18 protein-coding genes and 1 other RNA gene are annotated in these 18,960 nt (G+C 42.4%); 12 read left to right on the top strand and 7 right to left on the bottom strand.

Going from position 1 to position 18,960, the window contains the following annotated elements; translation table 11 throughout:
- Nucleotides 1–99: 99 nt before the first annotated feature.
- Nucleotides 100–2,934 carry a 2-oxoglutarate dehydrogenase E1 component gene (gene sucA, locus MHI44_RS01135; RefSeq protein ID WP_033884554.1) on the top strand — a complete coding sequence of 945 codons (2,835 nt, stop codon included), beginning with the start codon at nucleotides 100–102 and terminating at the stop codon, nucleotides 2,932–2,934.
- Nucleotides 2,935–2,949: 15 nt separating this feature from the next.
- Nucleotides 2,950–4,203, top strand: coding sequence for a 2-oxoglutarate dehydrogenase complex dihydrolipoyllysine-residue succinyltransferase (gene odhB / locus MHI44_RS01130; RefSeq protein WP_015251900.1), 1,254 nt, complete (start codon nucleotides 2,950–2,952; stop codon nucleotides 4,201–4,203).
- Between the two features lie 49 nt (nucleotides 4,204–4,252).
- On the opposite strand, the gene MHI44_RS01125 is transcribed toward odhB, so the two are convergent.
- On the bottom strand, nucleotides 4,253–5,218 hold the full coding sequence (locus tag MHI44_RS01125; protein WP_339202712.1) for a bile acid:sodium symporter family protein: 966 nt from the start codon (nucleotides 5,216–5,218) through the stop codon (nucleotides 4,253–4,255).
- A gap of 218 nt (nucleotides 5,219–5,436) precedes the next feature.
- Between MHI44_RS01125 and MHI44_RS01120 the strand changes: the two genes are divergently transcribed.
- The gene (locus MHI44_RS01120; protein WP_339202710.1) at nucleotides 5,437–6,774 is read left to right on the top strand and encodes a sodium-dependent transporter; all 1,338 of its coding nucleotides are present in this window, start codon (nucleotides 5,437–5,439) and stop codon (nucleotides 6,772–6,774) included.
- A 32-nt stretch (nucleotides 6,775–6,806) separates the two neighbouring features.
- On the opposite strand, the gene MHI44_RS01115 is transcribed toward MHI44_RS01120, so the two are convergent.
- The 3 genes from MHI44_RS01115 to dhaS all read right to left on the bottom strand — a co-directional run bounded on the left by MHI44_RS01115 (nucleotide 6,807) and on the right by dhaS (nucleotide 11,128).
- Nucleotides 6,807–7,652, bottom strand: coding sequence for a superoxide dismutase (locus tag MHI44_RS01115; RefSeq protein WP_015714097.1), 846 nt, complete (start codon nucleotides 7,650–7,652; stop codon nucleotides 6,807–6,809).
- Nucleotides 7,642–9,540, bottom strand: coding sequence for a sporulenol synthase (sqhC, locus tag MHI44_RS01110; protein WP_339202709.1), 1,899 nt, complete (start codon nucleotides 9,538–9,540; stop codon nucleotides 7,642–7,644). The genes MHI44_RS01115 and sqhC overlap by 11 nt, the downstream gene beginning before the upstream one ends.
- A 100-nt stretch (nucleotides 9,541–9,640) precedes the next feature.
- Nucleotides 9,641–11,128, bottom strand: coding sequence for an aldehyde dehydrogenase DhaS (gene dhaS, locus MHI44_RS01105; RefSeq protein ID WP_015714095.1), 1,488 nt, complete (start codon nucleotides 11,126–11,128; stop codon nucleotides 9,641–9,643).
- A 229-nt stretch (nucleotides 11,129–11,357) separates the two neighbouring features.
- On the opposite strand from dhaS, the gene MHI44_RS01100 reads away from it, so the two are divergent.
- Nucleotides 11,358–11,561, top strand: a complete 204-nt coding sequence (locus MHI44_RS01100; RefSeq protein WP_003231245.1) for a DUF6501 family protein — start codon at nucleotides 11,358–11,360, stop codon at nucleotides 11,559–11,561.
- 353 nt (nucleotides 11,562–11,914) lie between these two features.
- Complete coding sequence (locus tag MHI44_RS01095) at nucleotides 11,915–12,259, top strand: PH domain-containing protein (protein WP_003220141.1); 345 nt, start codon at nucleotides 11,915–11,917, stop codon at nucleotides 12,257–12,259.
- Between the two features lie 85 nt (nucleotides 12,260–12,344).
- On the opposite strand, the gene MHI44_RS01090 is transcribed toward MHI44_RS01095, so the two are convergent.
- Nucleotides 12,345–12,578: a hypothetical protein gene (locus tag MHI44_RS01090; protein WP_003231251.1), complete on the bottom strand. Its 234-nt coding sequence runs from the start codon at nucleotides 12,576–12,578 to the stop codon at nucleotides 12,345–12,347.
- Between the two features lie 4 nt (nucleotides 12,579–12,582).
- Entirely contained in the window at nucleotides 12,583–12,846 is a 264-nt protein-coding gene (locus tag MHI44_RS01085) for a hypothetical protein (RefSeq protein ID WP_004399338.1), read from the bottom strand.
- Between the two features lie 66 nt (nucleotides 12,847–12,912).
- Here MHI44_RS01085 and yocM point away from each other — a divergent pair, with 66 nt between their 5' ends.
- Complete coding sequence (gene yocM / locus MHI44_RS01080) at nucleotides 12,913–13,389, top strand: salt stress-responsive protein YocM (protein WP_003231255.1); 477 nt, start codon at nucleotides 12,913–12,915, stop codon at nucleotides 13,387–13,389.
- On the opposite strand, the gene MHI44_RS01075 is transcribed toward yocM, so the two are convergent.
- On the bottom strand, nucleotides 13,376–13,603 hold the full coding sequence (locus MHI44_RS01075; protein WP_015383862.1) for a hypothetical protein: 228 nt from the start codon (nucleotides 13,601–13,603) through the stop codon (nucleotides 13,376–13,378). The two genes, yocM and MHI44_RS01075, sit on opposite strands and share 14 nt — an antisense overlap.
- A 77-nt stretch (nucleotides 13,604–13,680) precedes the next feature.
- Between MHI44_RS01075 and MHI44_RS01070 the strand changes: the two genes are divergently transcribed.
- From MHI44_RS01070 to MHI44_RS01045, 6 genes are all read left to right on the top strand, one after another.
- Nucleotides 13,681–14,013 carry a hypothetical protein gene (locus tag MHI44_RS01070; protein WP_003231257.1) on the top strand — a complete coding sequence of 111 codons (333 nt, stop codon included), beginning with the start codon at nucleotides 13,681–13,683 and terminating at the stop codon, nucleotides 14,011–14,013.
- Between the two features lie 74 nt (nucleotides 14,014–14,087).
- Nucleotides 14,088–14,579: a TraR/DksA family transcriptional regulator gene (locus MHI44_RS01065; protein ID WP_339202708.1), complete on the top strand. Its 492-nt coding sequence runs from the start codon at nucleotides 14,088–14,090 to the stop codon at nucleotides 14,577–14,579.
- 150 nt (nucleotides 14,580–14,729) lie between these two features.
- Nucleotides 14,730–15,356 (top strand): FMN-dependent NADH-azoreductase AzoJ, encoded by a 627-nt coding sequence (gene azoJ / locus MHI44_RS01060; protein ID WP_003231260.1) that lies wholly within the window; start codon nucleotides 14,730–14,732, stop codon nucleotides 15,354–15,356.
- Between the two features lie 236 nt (nucleotides 15,357–15,592).
- Nucleotides 15,593–15,779, top strand: a non-coding RNA gene (gene ssrS / locus MHI44_RS01055) — 6S RNA.
- Between the two features lie 141 nt (nucleotides 15,780–15,920).
- Nucleotides 15,921–17,696 (top strand): DNA helicase RecQ, encoded by a 1,776-nt coding sequence (recQ, locus tag MHI44_RS01050; RefSeq protein ID WP_041351145.1) that lies wholly within the window; start codon nucleotides 15,921–15,923, stop codon nucleotides 17,694–17,696.
- A gap of 247 nt (nucleotides 17,697–17,943) precedes the next feature.
- On the top strand, nucleotides 17,944–18,807 hold the full coding sequence (locus MHI44_RS01045) for a 3D domain-containing protein (protein WP_003231267.1): 864 nt from the start codon (nucleotides 17,944–17,946) through the stop codon (nucleotides 18,805–18,807).
- Nucleotides 18,808–18,960: the final 153 nt, after the last annotated feature.

Below are 18,960 nucleotides of genomic sequence, written 5' to 3'. Positions count from 1 at the left end.
GGAAGCGTTTTTATTACATAATTTTGGACACAGCGTTCGAAAGTTATTTCAAGATAGTGAATCAATCACTTGATTATTTAAGTTGGGGGTAATATTCAAATGTTTCAAAATAGTATGAAACAACGAATGAATTGGGAAGATTTTTACGGTCCGAACCTCGGCTATGCGCTGGAGCTTTACGATCAGTATACCCAGGATCCGAACAGCATTGACCCGGATTTGAAGGAAATGTTCGACGAGCTCGGTGCTCCGCCAAGCGATATAAAAGAGGCCTCGGGAACAAAAGAAAAGGGACGTGTTACAGCCGATCTGATTCAAAAGATCGCATCCGCAGTCAAACTTGCAGAAGATATCCGAACCTATGGCCATTTGAACGCTTCCGTCAATCCGCTCAGAAAGGATGAGAAAAAGAGCGAACTTTTTCCATTATCCGATTACGGGCTAACAGAAGAGGAAATAAAAGCAATACCTGCGTCTGTCATCTGCAAAGACGCTCCTAAAAACATTACGAACGGTTTAGAAGCCATTCAGTATTTACGAAATACGTATAAAAGAACCATCTCTTTTGAATTTGACCATGTGCATGACTTCAAAGAGCGCGAGTGGCTGACAAGAAAAATTGAATCTGGCGAGCTGTTCCAGAAGAACTCAGCTGAAAAGCTGTCAGCTGTGCTGGAAAGATTGACAGAAGTAGAGGGCTTTGAGCAGTTTTTGCACCGCACATTCGTCGGGCAGAAGCGCTTTTCCATTGAGGGTCTGGACGCTCTTGTTCCAGTGCTTGATGACATTATTGCACAATCTGTCAAATCAGGCACGACAAGTGTCAACATCGGGATGGCGCACAGGGGACGCCTGAATGTCTTGGCACATGTGCTCGGCAAACCGTATGAAATCATCTTCTCTGAATTCCAGCATGCGCCGAATAAAGATCTTGTCCCGTCTGAGGGATCAATTGGAATCAGCTACGGATGGACAGGGGATGTCAAATACCATTTGGGGGCGAATCGGGAGCTTCAAGACGCTGAAACAAAATCAGCGCGCATTACGTTAGCGAACAACCCGAGCCACTTGGAATTTATCAATCCGATTGTTGAAGGCAGCACTAGAGCGGCACAGGAAACGCGGACACAAAGCGGATACCCGGTACAAGATGAAACAAAATCGCTGGCCATTTTAATCCATGGAGACGCTGCATTCCCTGGGGAAGGAATTGTAGCTGAAACATTGAATTTAAGCTCTTTAAAAGGGTATCAAGTAGGCGGTGCGATTCATATTATCGCCAATAACATGATCGGATTCACAACAGAAAGCGCTGAATCCAGATCGACAAAATATGCCAGCGACCTGGCCAAGGGTTATGAAATTCCGATTGTTCACGTGAATGCGGACGATCCTGAAGCTTGTCTTTCAGCTGTTAAGTTTGCGGTCGAATACCGAAAAACATTCAACAAGGATTTTCTGATTGATTTGATCGGGTATAGACGCTATGGACACAACGAAATGGATGAACCGTCAACCACTCAGCCAATGCTGTATGATGCTGTCAGAAAGCATCCGACCGTCAAACAAATTTTCGCTGAAAAGCTGGTAAAAGAAGGCGTGCTTACCGAGGAAGTCGTTCAAAACATCGAAAAATCGGTAACGAAGCGCATTGAGGATGCATATCAGAAAGTTCCGTCTAAAAAGGAACACACTGCTTGTGAAATTGAACTTCCAGAGCCTGTATCAAACGGTTTCCCAGATGTGGACACTTCGATTGATTTTGATGTGCTCCGCAAGCTGAATGGCGAATTGATCAACTGGCCGGAGTCATTTAATGTTTTCGGCAAGCTAAAGCGCATTTTAGAAAGACGCGCCAAGGCGTTCGATGATGACAGAAAAGTGGAATGGTCTTTGGCAGAATCACTCGCGTTTGCTTCAATTTTGAAAGACGGAACACCGATTCGTTTAACAGGACAGGATTCCGAGCGCGGAACGTTCGCCCAAAGAAACCTTGTGCTTCATGACAGTGAGACGGGCAAAGAATTTGTGCCGCTTCATCACTTATCTGACTGCAGCACATCATTTGCTGTTCATAACAGCCCGCTGTCTGAAGGATCGGTTCTCGGTTTTGAATACGGCTATAACGTGCATTCACCGGAAACGCTTGTTTTGTGGGAAGCACAGTACGGAGATTTTGCCAACGCAGCTCAAGTGTATTTTGACCAATTTATTTCTGCCGGACGCGCCAAATGGGGCCAAAAATCCGGATTAGTCATGCTGCTTCCGCACGGTTACGAGGGACAGGGGCCTGAGCACTCAAGCGGAAGAATCGAGCGATTCCTGCAGCTTGCAGCGGAAAACAACTGGACGGTTGCCAACCTGACAAGCGCGGCACAGTATTTCCATATTTTAAGAAGACAGGCTAAAATGCTGCTTCGTGAAGAAATCAGACCGCTCGTCATTATGACGCCGAAGAGCCTTCTTCGCAACCCAAATACGGTGTCGGAAGTGCAGGAGCTCAGCGAAAGCCGCTTCCAGCCTGTTTATGAACAGTCGGGACTTTCTCATGACTATGAAAAAGTAACCAGACTTGTATTATCCAGCGGTAAAGTGTCTATAGACATTAGCGATCATTTTAATAAGTTAGAAGACGGTAAAGAGTGGCTTCACATTGCGAGAATCGAACAGCTGTATCCATTCCCGGCAAAAGGAGTCAAAGAGTTATTTGCAAAACTTCCGAACCTGAAAGAAATCGTTTGGGTGCAGGAAGAGCCGCAGAACATGGGGGCTTGGGGTTATATCAGCCCGTATTTGACAGAGATTGCACCAGAGGGAGTAAGCGTTCAATATATTGGACGAAGAAGACGATCCAGCCCTGCAGAGGGAGATCCGACAGTTCATAAAAAAGAACAGGAACGTATTGTATCTGATAGCTTGACTCGCAAAAACTAAGGGGGAAATGAAAAAATGGCGGAAATTAAGGTACCTGAATTAGCAGAATCAATCTCAGAAGGAACAATAGCCCAATGGTTAAAGCAGCCTGGTGACTATGTAGAACAGGGTGAATATCTGCTTGAACTAGAAACGGATAAAGTGAATGTTGAATTGACAGCAGAAGAATCGGGTGTACTTCAAGAGGTATTGAAAGATTCGGGTGATACCGTCCAGGTCGGAGAAATTATCGGTACGATTTCAGAAGGCGCGGGTGAAAGTTCTGCCCCTGCTCCTACAGAGAAAGCAGAAAGCAAGGAAAGCGTAAAAGAAGAGAAACAGGCTGAACCAGCTGCACAAGAGGTGAGCGAGGAAGCACAATCTGAAGCAAAATCAAGAACGATCGCTTCTCCGTCGGCCCGTAAGCTTGCGAGAGAAAAAGGAATTGACCTGTCTCAAGTTCCAACTGGAGATCCGCTTGGAAGAGTGCGCAAGCAGGATGTCGAAGCGTACGAAAAACCGGCATCAAAACCGGCTCCTCAGCAAAAGCAGCAGTCTCAGGCTCAAAAAGCACAGCAAAGCTTTGATAAACCTGTTGAAGTGCAAAAAATGTCACGCCGCAGACAAACGATTGCAAAACGCCTTGTAGAGGTACAGCAAACATCAGCGATGCTGACCACATTTAATGAAGTGGACATGACGGCTGTCATGAATCTCAGAAAACGCCGCAAAGATCAATTCTTTGAGCAAAATGAAGTGAAGCTCGGCTTTATGTCTTTCTTCACGAAAGCGGTCGTGGCTGCATTGAAAAAATATCCGCTGTTGAATGCAGAAATTCAAGGCGATGAGTTGATCGTTAAAAAATTCTACGATATCGGAATCGCTGTTGCTGCTGATGAAGGCCTTGTCGTTCCGGTTGTGCGGGATGCGGATCGCCTGACATTTGCAGGAATCGAAAAAGAGATCGGCGAGCTTGCGAAAAAAGCAAGAAACAATAAATTAACCCTTAGCGAGCTTCAGGGAGGCTCCTTCACGATTACAAACGGAGGGACTTTCGGTTCATTGATGTCAACTCCAATTTTAAACAGCCCGCAAGTCGGTATACTGGGCATGCATAAGATTCAGCTGCGCCCTGTAGCCATTGATGAAGAGCGTTTCGAAAACCGTCCGATGATGTATATCGCTTTATCTTATGATCACCGAATTGTAGACGGTAAAGAAGCGGTTGGCTTCCTCGTAACAATCAAAAATTTACTGGAAGATCCTGAACAGCTTTTATTAGAAGGATAATCAAAAAGGGTACATCACGATAAAGTGATGTACCTTTTTTGATGCATATTTAAAGTGATAGCTTGCTGCTTTTGGATCCAGCTTGCTTCTTTTTCACTTTTTTTGACCAATATGTTGCAAGCATAGAACCTGAAAGGTTATGCCACACACTGAATATTGCGCTGGGTACGGCAGATAGCGGTGAGAAATGAGCCGTGGCAAGTGCAGCCCCAAGCCCGGAGTTTTGCATGCCGACTTCGATTGCAATCGCTTTTTGAGACGGGTAATCCATTTTTAAAAGCTTTGCACAAAGAAACCCAAGTAAATAACCGATACCATTATGCAGGATAACAACTGAAAAAATGAGCAACCCCGATTGAAGCAGATTTTCCCGATTGCCACTGACGACAACTGAGACAATCGCAACGATGCCAATGACAGAAACAAGCGGAAGGGCATGTACGGCTTTTGCCACTTGTTTTCTGAAAAACATTTTGACAATCAGACCTGCAATGATCGGAAATAAAACCGCCTGTAAGATTGAGATAAACAAAGACCCCGGCGAGACAGGAAGCCATTCTTTGGCAAACAGCATAATCAACAACGGTGTTACAACAGGTGCCAATAAGGTAGAAATTGTCGTAACCGCAACAGAAAGGGCAGTATTTCCTTTTGCTAAGAATGTCATAACATTAGATGCAGTTCCCCCGGGACAGCAGCCGACAAGAATAACACCAACTGCGATTTCAGCTGGAAGATGAAGCCCAAATGCGAGGCCGAAAGCAACGAGCGGCATGATCGTATACTGAGCTATTACTCCAATAATAACTTGCCAAGGCTTTCTGACCAGCTCTTTGAAATCATCGGCTTGCAGTGTAAGGCCCATCCCAAACATGATAATGCCGAGAAAAATCGTAATATAAGAACTGATCCACGTAAATAAAGATGGGAAAGAAAATCCCAGCACTGCAAAAACAATGACCCATATGCCAAAGGTTTGTCCTGCAAAATGACTTATTTTTCTAATGATGTCCATAAAAACACTCCTAACACACTTATCAAGAACTTCAGCAGAAATTCTTACAAATTTCATAACATTCTCTTATTATAAATAATTTTCTGAATAATTCAATATTAGTTTTTGGCAGATGTCTATAGATATATGATGTAAACTAATTAAAATGTTCTTGACTATATAGGAAGATATTCTTACAATGAACCTTTATAATGGTTAGATCAAATAGGAGTGATACGGTGAAGGAAGCAAATCAATGGTCTTCGAAGCTCGGCTTTATTTTAGCCGCGGCAGGATCAGCTATCGGGCTTGGTGCGATATGGAAATTCCCATATGTTGCCGGAACCAGCGGAGGAGGCGCATTTTTACTTATTTTTATTTTATTTACGGTTTTAATCGGACTGCCTTTATTGTTAGGTGAATTCATCATAGGCAGAAGAACACAGAAAGATGCCGTTCAGTCCTATAAAACACTTGCTCCAGGAACGAAGTGGCATTGGATCGGTTATTTAGGCATGGTGACGTGCTTTATTCTTCTATCTTTCTACAGTGTCGTAGGCGGATGGATTTTAATTTATATTATAAAAGGCTTCACTGGCGGTTTATCGCAGACATCTGGTTTTGATACGATATTTGCAAGTACCATTTCAAATCCTTATTTGGCTGTAGGAGGCCAGCTGCTCTTTATGGTGGTAACAATTTTAGTTGTTGCAAAAGGGGTAAGCAGCGGAATTGAAAAAGCAAGCCAAGTATTAATGCCGGCGCTTTTTCTATTATTCATCATTTTAATGGTGCGTTCGGTTACACTTGATGGCGCGATGGAAGGAATCAAATTTTTCCTGATGCCTGATTTAACTGCAATTGATGCCAATACCATTTTATATGCAATGGGACAATCCTTTTTCTTATTAAGTGTCGGTGTATCTGTCATGGTAACGTATAGCGCTTATTTAGAGAAACAGGAAAATCTGGTACAGTCCGCTGTATCTGTAACTGTTATGAACATGCTTGTTGCTGTAATGGCCGGAATTGCGATTTTTCCAGCTGTCTTTTCATTCGGCCTCAAACCAGACCAAGGCCCGGTTCTGTTATTTAGCGTGCTGCCGACTGTGTTTAATCAAATGCCGTTCGGAATTATCTTTTTATTAGCATTTTTACTTCTATTTTTATTTGCTGCATTGACATCTGCTTTTTCAATGCTGGAAATTTTAGTCGCAGTACTTTCGAAAGGCGATGTCAATAAGAGAAAACGATTCGCTTGGTTAGGCGGAATTGCTATTTTTATTGTCGGTGTGCCGTCTGCATTATCATACGGTGTCTTAAGTGACGTCACTATATTTCATCTGTCTATTTTTGATGCGGCCGACTATCTTGTGAGCAATATTTTAATGCCGTTAGGTGCGTTACTGATTTCGATTTTTGTCCCGCTTAAAATACCGAAACAGGATTTGTTTGACGAGCTGAAAAGCGGTTCCAATCTCAAACGAAAGTGGTTTGCGGTTTGGCTGCTGCTCATTCGATATCTATCTCCTGTTGCCATCATCATCGTGTTTTTGCATGTGGTAGGGATTTTTTAAAACACGGAGCCCCCGGGGAAAGGGGGCTTTTTTTAATAGAGCTTCCAAACGACTTCTTTTGCCTGCTCAAAACGTTTTTCAGCCTCGCGCCAATCCACGACATTCCACCAGTGATCGACATAGCTGGCCCGGTCATTTTTGTATTGCAAATAGTAGGCATGCTCCCATACGTCAAGCGGTAAAAGGGGGATTACATCCCATTGGCTTAAGAGCTGGTGTTTTTCTGCCGTTAAAATCTCCAGCCGTCCTGATCGAGGTGCCCAGACCAGAATGGCCCAGCCGACGCCTTCCACTTTTTTAGCGGCTTGGGTAAAATGTTCTTTAAAAGCGGAATAGCTTCCAAATGAAAGGTCTATCATTTGGAACAATGCCCCTGTAGGACGCCGTTTTCCGTTTGGATGCATAGAAAACCAAAAAATACTATGCAAATAATGGCCTGCTCCATGGAACGCAAGCTCTCTTTCCCAATGAGTGATTAAGTCATAATTCTTTGTCGCTCTCGCTTTTTTAAGCTCTGATTCTGCTTTGTTCAGGCCATCGACATAGCTTTGATGATGTTTTGTATGATGAAGGACCATAATATCGCGTGAAATATAAGGTTCTAAGGCGGAGTATTTGTAGGGAAGCTTTGGCAGCACGTGTTTCCCTATAGGGACATAAGCGCGTCTTTCACTTGTATCATCTGATTCTGTTATATCCCGATAAAGGGCAGCGGCCTGTTTATACCAATCTTCTTCTGTTGTTTGATCATCTTCAAGAGCCTCAATCATCTTGTCGATTTGATCTTCAAACTGGTCAAGCTGACCTCGCTTTTGAATCTGGTCTTTCAGGGCTTCACACCAATTGAACATCTCCGTTTGATAAGATTCACGTTTCATTTGCTGTCTCCTTTTCAATAGAATCTAAATACTTCCCGACAGCCAGCAAAGAGAATACATATGGATAACTGTGATAGCGAATATAAAATTGCTTCGGCAATCCGATCCCTGCTGGATACGCGAGGCTATCGGCGCTATGCGAACTGCTGTCGGTAAGGTATTGCATGCCATTCACAACTGACGGGTGTTCGGAATTTTCATATGTGAGCAAAGCGTCTAAAGCCCAGGCCGTTTGTACAATGGTTCCTCTATGAAGCGGTACATATGTTTTGATTTCGGCGCTTTTGCAGGATTCTCCCCAGCTTCCGTCATCATTTTGTATGGATTTGAGCCAACGCAGAGCCTTTTGTATACCGGGATGCTTTCGGTCAACCCCGCATGCATGCATACCAGTAAGAGCAGCCCAAGTGCCGTAAATGTAGCAAACACCCCATCTGCCGTACCATGACCCATTTTGTTCCTGATGTTCGAAAAGCCAGTTCACAGCGCGTTGAATATGTTGATGTTTTTTTGTGAAGCCAACTTTCTCGCCTAAAAAGTGCAGTACACGTCCGGTGAGGTCGGCGGTTGAAGGGTCAACTGCAGCGTCCTCGGCGGATTCAAGCGGCAGCAGGCGGATCAGCGGATGGTTCACGTTTTTTTCGAAAGCAGAAAATCCGCCGTCATTGTTTTGCATCGATAAAAGCCAAGATACCCCCCGCTCCCATGCTGCAGGAGAATGATTGCGGGGAATCGCCTTTAAAACGGCTGCAGTGTCGTCACAGTCAGGGTTATTTGTATTAATGTTTGAAAACCCCCAGCCGCCAGGAACTGAATTTGGATTTTTGACAGACCAATCTGCTGTTTTGGTATGCTGGCGTTCTAGCAAAAAGTCGGCTGCTTTTGTAACAGAGCCATCCGTTTCGGTCACACCATTTTTTTGTAGGGCATAGCTGATTAGAGCTGTATCCCAAACAGTTGAAGTAGAGTTTTCCAGATAAGGAACCCCGTTGCATTTAGTCACCAGTGATTTAATGCCGGTAATCGCCCTCCTGATAACAGGAGAATAGCGTGACACACCAAGTGACAGAAGGCTGTAAACCATATATATGGTTGCGCTCGCATAGCTGTATAATGTTCCATCTTTTTCAATCCGGTCCAGCATATACGTTTTAGCTGTCTGTAGGCCCAGCTGCTGAAAAGCAAATGGTGCATGAAAAACGCGTTTCCAATGTGACAAAATAGACGTGAGATCTCTTTCTTCGAAAGCATCAGACCGAAGCCAAGTGAAAGGATTTTTTGTCATGTGCGGATCGAGATGGCGAAGAGATGAAATATTGCGGTTAATAAGGACAAATCGCTGATTGAGTGTTACAGCCATAGGAGCAAAATGAATACGGGCATATGAGCTGAACTGATAGAAATGAATCAGCAATGTTGGGGGGAGCGCCATGAGTGATAATGGTAAATACAAAGCAGGCCAAGGATAAAGCCCGTTCGCGGCAAGCATCCATTTTGTCATGAAATGAACATGTCTCAAACCGCCATGTGAGATGATAAATTGTTCAGCTTTCTTCATGTGCGGCTCAGATCTGTGAAAACATCCTGAAGCCAGCATCCCGACATATCCTTGGACGGTAGCTGTTAGATTTCCGCGCGTTTCATCGGGATAGTTGATAAATGTGCCGTCTGGCTGCTGTTTTGCATGAATGCCGGCTGCAAGGGATGATATCAGTTCTTTTTCATTTTCGCCTTCATCTAGTGAGGTAAGGAGCAAAATAAAAAAGGAATTTGTCATGATTGGTCCTTCAAAGCAAAATGTCCATGAACCATCAGCATTTTGCCTGTCTCTTAACTCGGTAATGGTTTTCTTTTGAAAACGCCTCACTTTCTCCTGAAGTGTGCCCATCACGCTCAACTCCTTCAGAAGCATATATATTCAGCGTCTTTTACTGCCATTACAGAAAGAAAAAAACTGCTGGCAGGCAGCAGTTTTTTAAACATACATGTTAGTCTTCAAGGTTTATCCATACACTTTTGACTTCTGTGTAATTATCCAAGGCATATGATCCCATTTCTCGTCCGAGTCCTGACTGTTTATAACCGCCAAATGGAGACGCCGCGTCAAACACATTATAGCAGTTCACCCAAACGGTTCCGGCTTGAAGTCGGTCCGCGATATAATGAGCCTGCTTGACGTTCTCTGTCCATAGTCCGGCCGCAAGCCCATATTCTGAATGGTTTGCCCGTTCAATAACTTCATCGACAGTTTCGTACGGAATTGCAGTCAGCACGGGTCCGAAAATTTCTTCTTTTGCGATGGTCATTTCGTCTTCAACATTCGCAAACACAGTCGGTGCGACAAAATATCCTGCTTCAAAAGGACAGCTTCCGCCGGTCACTGCTTTTGCTCCTTCATCTTTTCCTTTTTGAATATAGGAAAGAACGCGCTCATGCTGTTCCTTGCTTACGAGAGGCCCGATTTGAGTATCTTTATGAAGTCCCGCTCCTTGGCGGAGTGACTCAGCATAGGACGCCATTTCATCAACAACTTCATCATATTGGTCTTTATGAATGAAGACACGTGAGCCCGCACAGCAGACTTGGCCCTGGTTAAACATCACACCGTTTAAAGCGCCCGGGATGGCTTTTTTCAAATTAGCATCCGGCAGAAGAATATTAGGCGATTTTCCGCCCAGCTCCAATGTAACACGCTTAATGCTTTTCGCTGCGGTGGACATGATTTTCTTTCCGATTTCAGTGGAACCGGTAAAGGCAATTTTATCAACCGCTTCGTGGTTCGTCAGCGCTTCTCCCGCATCTTCACCGAATCCTGGGATGATGTTGATTACACCGGCAGGGAAACCGGCTTGGTCAATTAATTCTGCCAAATAAAGAGCTGAAAGCGGTGTTTGTTCAGCCGGTTTGAGGACGATTGTACAGCCTGTTGCAAGTGCCGCGCCCATTTTCCACATCGCCATCAGGAGCGGGAAATTCCATGGAATGATCTGGCCGACGACACCGACAGGCTCATGACGCGTATAATTAAAGTAAGCGCCGGAAACCGGAATCGTCTGTCCTGTTATTTTTGTACACCAGCCGGCGTAATAGCGCATATGCTCAATAGCCAGCGGAATATCTCCATTAGTCGTTTCATTGATCGGTTTCCCATTATCAAGTGTTTCAAGCTGAGCAAGCTCAGTTTTATGCTCTTCCATTAAGTCCGCCAGCTTATACATCAGTCTGCTTCTCGAAGCTGGAGACATTGTTCTCCATTCACCTTGGTCAAAGGCTTTCCGGGCAGCTTTAACCGCTTTGTCCACATCCGCAGCCTGGGCTTCATACAGCGTCATCAAGGTTTCGCCGGTCGCCGGGTTTGGAGTGTCAAAGGTTGCCCCTGAGGCACTCGGAACAAACTTTCCGTCAATATAAAGCTTCTTTGTTCCCTGCAAAAATGTCTCCAGCCTTTTCGTCACTTGCATCGTTAAAGAACTCATCCGTAACAAACCTCCAGTCATTTTTTATGGTCTGTTCTGAGATTCTTGGTGATAGCACATTGATTCTTGGGTTGAATAGCAGAAATAAGCTGTGATAGTTGCTTCAAACGTAAGCGTATACAAACATTCTATAATAGAAATCAAGGCAAAATCAATGAATAACCGATATTGCAATTTACAAAAGAAAAAAGCTACAATAAGCTTATAGATAAGAAAAGGAGATTTCATCATGATTCATAAAAATTGGCTTGAAAAAGAAACAATTAAAAAAGTAAAGTGTGTGCAGACAAACGCAAAAAAATATATCGTAAACCGCGTTTTAACGCCGGGAAAAGAATATGAAGTAAAAAATGAAACAGAGGAGTTTCTCTTTGTGGTCGACAATACGAATAAAGTCGGCGGCTATTATAAAGAATACTTCGAAGAGATGTAATGCTTCCTTGAAGCATCAGACAGATTTTGTTAAAACATCGATACATAATCCGCAGCTCAGCTGCGGTTTTTTTGTGGTTAAAACAGGAAATATAAAACAAAATTAAAAAAATCATTAAAAACCACTTTTTTATAAAAACATTGCTGAATATTGAAACTTTTTTCTCTATATGTGCGTATTACTTGATGACAACAGCTTAAAAGCCAAAAAACAAATCAAAAATTTGAAAAATGTAATCTGTTCGTAATGGTTTAAATGTCTTCTATGTCGTATTCTTATATAGGGATAAAGGACTTATTTTTATGTAGTGAATGATAAAACAAATAGATAAATGCAGAAAGAGGGGTTCTTCATTGGGTATTTTTTCTGTTAGCAGATCAACGGACGCAAAGAAGCTTGAGGCTTTGCTCGTTGAAGGGGAAAGAATAGAATCGATTTATAAGCTCCGAGTGGACCAAATTTGCTTTACAAATAAGCGGATCATTTTCTTTGACAATAAAATGTTTTCCAAAAAGAAGGTTCGTGTATTTCTTCCATATAAAACAATTGAAAGCTTTGCCATCCAAGAAGCGGGAATGTTTGATCCGGACACTGGGCTTTTATTGATGACAAGAAGCAAAACGTTCGAATTAGAATTTGCGAAAGACACCGATTTAAGCGAGGTTCAGGCGGTGCTGACAAAGCATTTGTGCAGCTGAATATTTGATGAGCCAGCCGTTCAAAAAATGGTTAGGCTTTTTTTATATATATAAAAAAGAACAGGGCATGTGCGCCCTGTTCTTATTACACCACACTGTTTTTCGCTGAGTTCGAATCAACAAGATCTGCATCTAATACATTTGAAATCGGTACGACAAGAGGAGTAAAGTCGCCATTTTCTTCTCCAAACCCTTGATTTATTTTAGCTGATAAAAAGTAATCGACCTGCTGATACGGACCGAGTGTTAAAGAGGAACCTCGATCCATCGTATTGATTTTAAATCCGCCGACATTTACGACGGAGGGTGAAAAGAACATCTCATCACTTCCTTTTGATTGAGGAGTTAACCGCTTCACTTTCAAAAGAGGCCGGAGAATCAATTTGGTCTCTGTCATCCACATGGCTTCTCGTGCCCATAAATCCGCTCGCATCTCCAAAATTCTGTCCGTAGCCTTGATTTTTTTTATCTGAATTTTGCCATTCTGCCAATAAATTTTGTCCTACGTTAACCGCTGAAGCATTTTCAAAGGAATTAATTTTCAGCATGAAAATATTAATATTGATATACGGAGTTGGTTGAACCACAGGCAAACCTCCTTTCTATAGTTGTATGCTGGCGGTTATAAAGTATGTTAAGACAGGGGGCTTCAAATGGATTTCGAAAAGATGAAGCAGTGGATGGAATTCGCACAGCAGATGTACGGCGGTGACTTTTGGAAACAGGTATTTGATGAAGACCAAAAAACCCCTTTTATGACAAATGGCCAATCTCCGTTTCCGTTTGCGCAGCAAGATCAGCGAGGGAAAGGAGATGCTTCATTTCCGAGCATGGATATTGTAGATACCGTTGCGGAAGTGCAGTTTTTAATTTATCTTCCAGGCTACCGTAAACAAGACGTTCACATATTATCGTACGGAGATTATTTAGTGGTGAAGGGGCAGCGCTTTTCCTATTTTAATGAACAGGACTTTCGCCAAAAAGAAGGGAAATACGGAAGTTTTGAAAAGAAAATTCCGCTTTCCGATCATCTTCATGGAAAGATGAATGCCATTTTTAAAGACGGAATCCTATACATCACCATTCAAAAAGACGAAGGTCAAGCGAAAACCATTGTTATTGATGATTGATTTTCATACTGAGTGCATCTGCCCCATCACGGTCATCAATTGATTCAATCGGAATGACCATAACAATAACATCTGCATTTTGTTCCCCAAAACCGTTATTTCTTTTGATAGCAGAGCACCTGTTCCTTAACTCCGCAGAACCAAAGGTAAGGGATGAGCCGGTGCCTATCGAGTTAGTCTTGAGATGAGAAATATTGATGTTAGTTGGAAGCATGAAAACCTCTCCTTTCTATGGGATATACCTCATTATATATGTAGACGAAAGAGGAGTATGCAAAGGGTCGTGATGTCATGAAAAAAATGTTCCGGTCGCTGATCAGGCATTGCTTGAAACCAGAACTTGACAAACTGCGTGAATGTGAAGAAAGACTCTCAGTGATTGAGAAACAAAAACAAAGCAGCAAACAAGAGTCTGAAGAAACCTATATACATATTGAAACGCTGAATGTCGAAAAGGTTGACTATCATCTTGAATTCGGCGAGCTGACCATTGATGAACTGAGCGGCAGATTAAATATAGGCGCAACCTATTATATACCGCCAGAAGAGAAGGACAAAAAGTGCCAACGAAAACCCGAAGCACCATCGACGCCAGCGGTCACGATCCGTTCAAAAAGGCAGTAGCTCATCTTTCCATCGATGTTTCCATGTTTGACAGAAGGCAAAACGGGAAACAGGATAGAAAGGAGAGGATATACATGGCACTGACAAAAGAACAAACACAGCATCTCTATCATAAATTGCTCGATATGCAAAAAGAATTGTCTGGCGAGAAAAAGGAAACAGAATCAATGACGGAAGAAGTGGGGGAGCTTTCCAACGGGGTTGACAACCATATGGCAGACCACGGGACGCTCGTCACAGACCGGATGACAGACCAAACAGTGAAAGAGATTGACCGGGAGCTGTTAGAGGAGGTCAACCGTGCATTACAAAAGATGAAAGACGGAACTTACGGCGTGTGTGAAAAAACCGGCCAAGAGATTCCTTACGAAAGACTTGAAGCTGTTCCTTATGCAAGAATGACAGTTGAGGCCCAAGCTGATGTGGAGGATGATCTGGAGACAGATGCTCCTTCTTATGAAAGAGAGTTTCATGAACAGGTAAAAGACTTATCCAACAAAAAAACAATTGATCAAAAAAGCTCGCAGACGTATGAAATCTTGGATCGTGAACAAGATTCGAAGTAAAAATGGCAAGCAAGTACACCGATATTAGATGTACTTGCTTTTTTTTGAAAAAAAATCTCATATTCAAAATAAAGTGATTGACTTTGCGTAAAAAAGAAAGTAACATACTATTTGTAAGTAAATATAAAAAGTTTACCGGGAGGAATACAAATGTCTACAGTTTTATTTGTAAAATCAAGCGACCGTACAGCTGAAGAAGGCGTTTCAACTAAACTTTACGAAGCTTTCTTAGCTGCTTATAAAGAAAACAACCCTAATGATGAAGTGGTTGAATTAGATCTTCATAAGGAAAACCTTCCTTACCTTGGCAGAGATATGATTAACGGAACATTTAAAGCAGGTCAAGGAATGGAAATGACAGAAGATGAGAAAAAACAAGCAGCAATTGCTGACAAATATCTGAACCAGTTTGTAAAAGCTGACAAAGTTGTTTTCGCATTCCCGCTTTGGAACTTCACAGTGCCAGCAGTGCTTCATACTTATGTTGATTATCTGTCTCGCGCAGGCGTTACATTCAAATACACACAAGAAGGACCAGTCGGTTTAATGGGCGGCAAAAAAGTTGCGCTTCTTAACGCTCGCGGCGGTGTCTACTCAGAAGGACCAATGGCTGCACTTGAAATGTCATTAAACTTCATGAAAACAGTTCTTGGTTTCTGGGGTGTTCAAGACTTGCACACAGTTGTCATCGAAGGACATAACGCAGCACCTGATCAAGCGCAAGAAATCGTTGAAAAAGGTTTACAAGAAGCAAAAGATCTTGCTGCAAAATTCTAATAAAGCCAAGACTCCTATCGTTACAAATAGGAGTCTTTTTGTATATACACATTAATATAGAAGAAAATAATCATTCGCTTTTAGCAATAAAGGCTATTTTTTTTATTGTAATATATTTTTTGTTTGTCGAATTGTCAGGTATTTTGGAGAAAAAACAGTTTTATTCACTGGAAAAAGTTTTTCTAAACAATTGTTCTGACCTCTTGATTAAAAGCGCCTGATGGTGTACTATATTAAAGAAGCTACTTTGTGCGTATTGTTAATTAAGTTTTAACCTTTAAGCTGTAATAGGGAGTTTTATATCGAAGCCGGAATGTCATGCCTCCATTGCAGAGGACGACAGGAACGTTTCTGCAAACACCCACTTTGAGGAGTGGTGGTTTAAAACTTTCTTACTTGCATACGGCAAGACGTAGCGAAAGCCATTTCCTTTTCGGAAATGGCTTTTTATTTTATCTAAAAAGGTTTGGTATAGTGAATATTCCATTTTTGTGTGAAAGAAATGAAGGCCGCTTTTTTATGATATGATGGGAGAAATTCAAGGAAAAGCGAGGTTTACACGTTATGTTACATAGAGCCCAATCCCTTCTGGCTCATTATTTTGGTTATGAGAAGTTTCGGAGCGGCCAAGATGAAGCGATCCGCTTGGTGACGGAAGCGAGGCAAAATACGGCCTGCATTATGCCGACGGGAGGCGGCAAATCGATTTGCTATCAAATTCCGGCATTAATGTTTGAAGGGACGACGATCGTCATATCACCGTTGATTTCCTTGATGAAGGATCAAGTTGATGCGTTAGAAGAAGCGGGGATTAACGCCGCCTACATTAACAGCACACAATCCAATCAGGAAATATATGAGAGGCTGAACGGACTCAAAGAAGGGGCTTATAAGCTTTTTTACATTACACCAGAGCGACTAACGTCCACAGAGTTTATCCGGATTTTGCAGGGCATAGATGTTCCTTTGGTCGCAATAGACGAGGCGCACTGTATTTCTCAATGGGGCCATGATTTCAGGCCAAGCTACAGGAATATTGAAATCTTGTTCCGTGAATTACACGACAAGCCTGTCATCATGGCGTTAACAGCAACAGCCACACCCGAGGTTCATGATGATATTTGCAAACAGCTGCATATTCAAAAAGAAAACACGGTATATACCGGATTTTCCCGAGAGAATTTAACCTTTAAAGTAGTAAAAGGAGAAAATAAAGATCGGTTTATAGACGAATATGTGCAAAACAACAGGCATGAAGCAGGAATTGTCTATACCGCGACCAGAAAAGAAGCTGATCGGATATATGAGAGATTGAAACGAAATCAAGTCAGGGCAGGTCGGTATCACGGAGGTTTGGCTGATGATGTGAGAAAAGAGCAGCAGGAAAGGTTTCTTAATGATGAGCTTCAAGTGATGGTGGCAACCTCTGCTTTTGGAATGGGTATTGATAAATCAAATATCAGATTTGTTCTGCATGCACAAATTCCGAAAGATATGGAAAGCTATTATCAAGAGGCAGGACGAGCTGGACGGGACGGTCTTGCCAGTGAATGTGTTCTCCTGTTTTCACCGCAGGATATTATGGTACAGCGCTTCTTAATTGAGCAATCAGAACATGAAGAGAAACAAAAGCAGGATTTAAAAAAGCTGAGACAAATGGTCGACTACTGCCATACGGAAGATTGTCTGCAGCGTTTTATCCTTATGTATTTCGGAGAAAAGGAGCCTGATGCGTGCGGACAGTGCGGAAACTGTACCGATACAAGAGCGGCCCATGACGTGACGCGGGAGGCGCAAATGGTCTTATCTTGTATCATTCGCATGAAAGAACGGTTTGGCAAGACGATGGTTGCACAGGTGCTTGCCGGCTCCAAAAATAAAAAAGTTCTTGAAAACGGCTTTTCCGACCTTTCAACATACGGGATATTAAAACACCAATCCGTTGGCGAAATCAGTGATTTTATCGAATTTCTTATTTCTGACGACTTCATCAGGATGTCCGACGGAACGTTTCCGACTCTTTTTGTCAGCAGTAAAGGAAGGAATGTGCTGAAAGGAGAATTATCAGTAGCGAGAAAAGAAGCGTTAAAAGCGGCAGCGATTACTGAAAATGACGAGCTATTTGAACGATTGCGCATGGTTCGGAAAGAAATTGCGGCTGAGCAGGGTGTTCCGCCATTTGTTGTTTTCTCTGACCAAACGTTAAAAGAAATGTCAGGAAAACAGCCCGTAAATGATGATGAACTTTTGTCTATAAAAGGAGTCGGAGAACAAAAAAGAGCAAAATACGGCCGGCTTTTTTTACAAGAAATACAAGCTTATGCAAGGATGACAGACTAAAAAAACAGAAAAACAATCTTTTTTTCTATAAAAAACACATTTTATTTTCTCTGTTTCGCCTCAAAATAAAAAGACCTGCGAAGCCTATTATATCAAGGGTTCAGCAAGTCTTTCCATCAGAGAGAAATCCTTCATGTAAAGGAACTGTAATCTAAATCATATCTTTTTGTTATTGATTTGACATTTACGTGTGTTACGATATCACCTGTTAGCCGCCAATAAAAAGCTAACAAGGGAGGATTTACTTATGAAGAAGACGATTATGTCCTTTGTGGCAGTTGCTGCACTTTCAACAACTGCATTCGGAGCTCACGCTTCTGCAAAAGAAATTACGGTGCAAAAGGGTGATACGCTCTGGGGAATCTCTCAGAAAAATGGAGTGAACCTAAAGGACTTAAAAGAATGGAACAAGTTAACTTCTGATAAAATCATTGCAGGAGAAAAACTGACCATTTCTTCAGAAGAAACAACCACGACTGGGCAATATACAATTAAAGCGGGAGATACGCTTTCTAAGATTGCTCAAAAATTCGGCACGACAGTCAACAACCTGAAAGTTTGGAATAACTTAAGCTCTGACATGATCTATGCTGGATCAACTCTTTCAGTAAAAGGTCAGGCAACAGCAGCAAACACAGCTACTGAGAATGCGCAAACAAACGCACCTCAAGCTGCGCCAAAACAAGAGGCTGTGCAAAAAGAGCAACCTAAACAAGAAGCTGTACAACAGCAACCTAAACAAGAAACAAAGGCTGAGGCAGAAACTTCTGTTAACACAGAGGAGAAGGCTGTTCAATCAAATACAAATAATCAAGAAGCTTCAAAAGAACTAACAGTTACTGCTACTGCTTACACTGCTAACGACGGCGGCATTTCCGGCGTTACAGCTACAGGCATTGACTTAAATAAGAACCCGAATGCGAAAGTTATTGCGGTTGATCCTAATGTAATTCCGCTAGGTTCTAAAGTCTATGTTGAAGGCTACGGGGAAGCAACAGCAGCAGACACTGGCGGCGCTATTAAAGGAAATAAAATCGACGTATTTGTACCAAGTAAAAGTGATGCTTCTAATTGGGGCGTCAAAACTGTAAGTGTTAAAGTCTTAAACTAATAATATAGATTGTGATAAAAGACATGAGCTTTTGGCTTGTGTCTTTTTTTGTTCTGCTTAGAGCTGTTTATATCATATGCTGATAAAAGAAAGTGGTCCCGTTTTTCTCTTTATGTGCGATTCAGGGGCTCTCGGGTAAATGATTGATTCCAC

This window comes from Bacillus sp. FSL K6-1366 (assembly GCF_037976695.1).
Lineage (GTDB): Bacteria > Bacillota > Bacilli > Bacillales > Bacillaceae > Bacillus > Bacillus subtilis.
Note: the sequence above shows the minus strand (reverse complement) of the source record. Positions and strands in the feature narration are given on the sequence as shown.

What these genes read in the sequence shown, in the direction of transcription:
- sucA (WP_033884554.1), top strand. Translation starts at nt 100, where the DNA reads ATGTTTCAAAATAGTATGAAACAACGAATGAATTGGGAAGATTTTTAC.
- odhB (WP_015251900.1), top strand. Translation starts at nt 2,950, where the DNA reads ATGGCGGAAATTAAGGTACCTGAATTAGCAGAATCAATCTCAGAAGGA.
- MHI44_RS01125 (WP_339202712.1), bottom strand. Translation starts at nt 5,218, where the DNA reads ATGGACATCATTAGAAAAATAAGTCATTTTGCAGGACAAACCTTTGGC.
- MHI44_RS01115 (WP_015714097.1), bottom strand. Translation starts at nt 7,652, where the DNA reads ATGAAACGTGAATCTTATCAAACGGAGATGTTCAATTGGTGTGAAGCC.
- sqhC (WP_339202709.1), bottom strand. Translation starts at nt 9,540, where the DNA reads ATGGGCACACTTCAGGAGAAAGTGAGGCGTTTTCAAAAGAAAACCATT.
- dhaS (WP_015714095.1), bottom strand. Translation starts at nt 11,128, where the DNA reads ATGAGTTCTTTAACGATGCAAGTGACGAAAAGGCTGGAGACATTTTTG.
- MHI44_RS01100 (WP_003231245.1), top strand. Translation starts at nt 11,358, where the DNA reads ATGATTCATAAAAATTGGCTTGAAAAAGAAACAATTAAAAAAGTAAAG.
- MHI44_RS01090 (WP_003231251.1), bottom strand. Translation starts at nt 12,578, where the DNA reads ATGTTCTTTTCACCCTCCGTCGTAAATGTCGGCGGATTTAAAATCAAT.
- yocM (WP_003231255.1), top strand. Translation starts at nt 12,913, where the DNA reads ATGGATTTCGAAAAGATGAAGCAGTGGATGGAATTCGCACAGCAGATG.
- MHI44_RS01075 (WP_015383862.1), bottom strand. Translation starts at nt 13,603, where the DNA reads ATGCTTCCAACTAACATCAATATTTCTCATCTCAAGACTAACTCGATA.
- MHI44_RS01070 (WP_003231257.1), top strand. Translation starts at nt 13,681, where the DNA reads ATGAAAAAAATGTTCCGGTCGCTGATCAGGCATTGCTTGAAACCAGAA.
- MHI44_RS01065 (WP_339202708.1), top strand. Translation starts at nt 14,088, where the DNA reads ATGGCACTGACAAAAGAACAAACACAGCATCTCTATCATAAATTGCTC.
- azoJ (WP_003231260.1), top strand. Translation starts at nt 14,730, where the DNA reads ATGTCTACAGTTTTATTTGTAAAATCAAGCGACCGTACAGCTGAAGAA.
- recQ (WP_041351145.1), top strand. Translation starts at nt 15,921, where the DNA reads ATGTTACATAGAGCCCAATCCCTTCTGGCTCATTATTTTGGTTATGAG.
- MHI44_RS01045 (WP_003231267.1), top strand. Translation starts at nt 17,944, where the DNA reads ATGAAGAAGACGATTATGTCCTTTGTGGCAGTTGCTGCACTTTCAACA.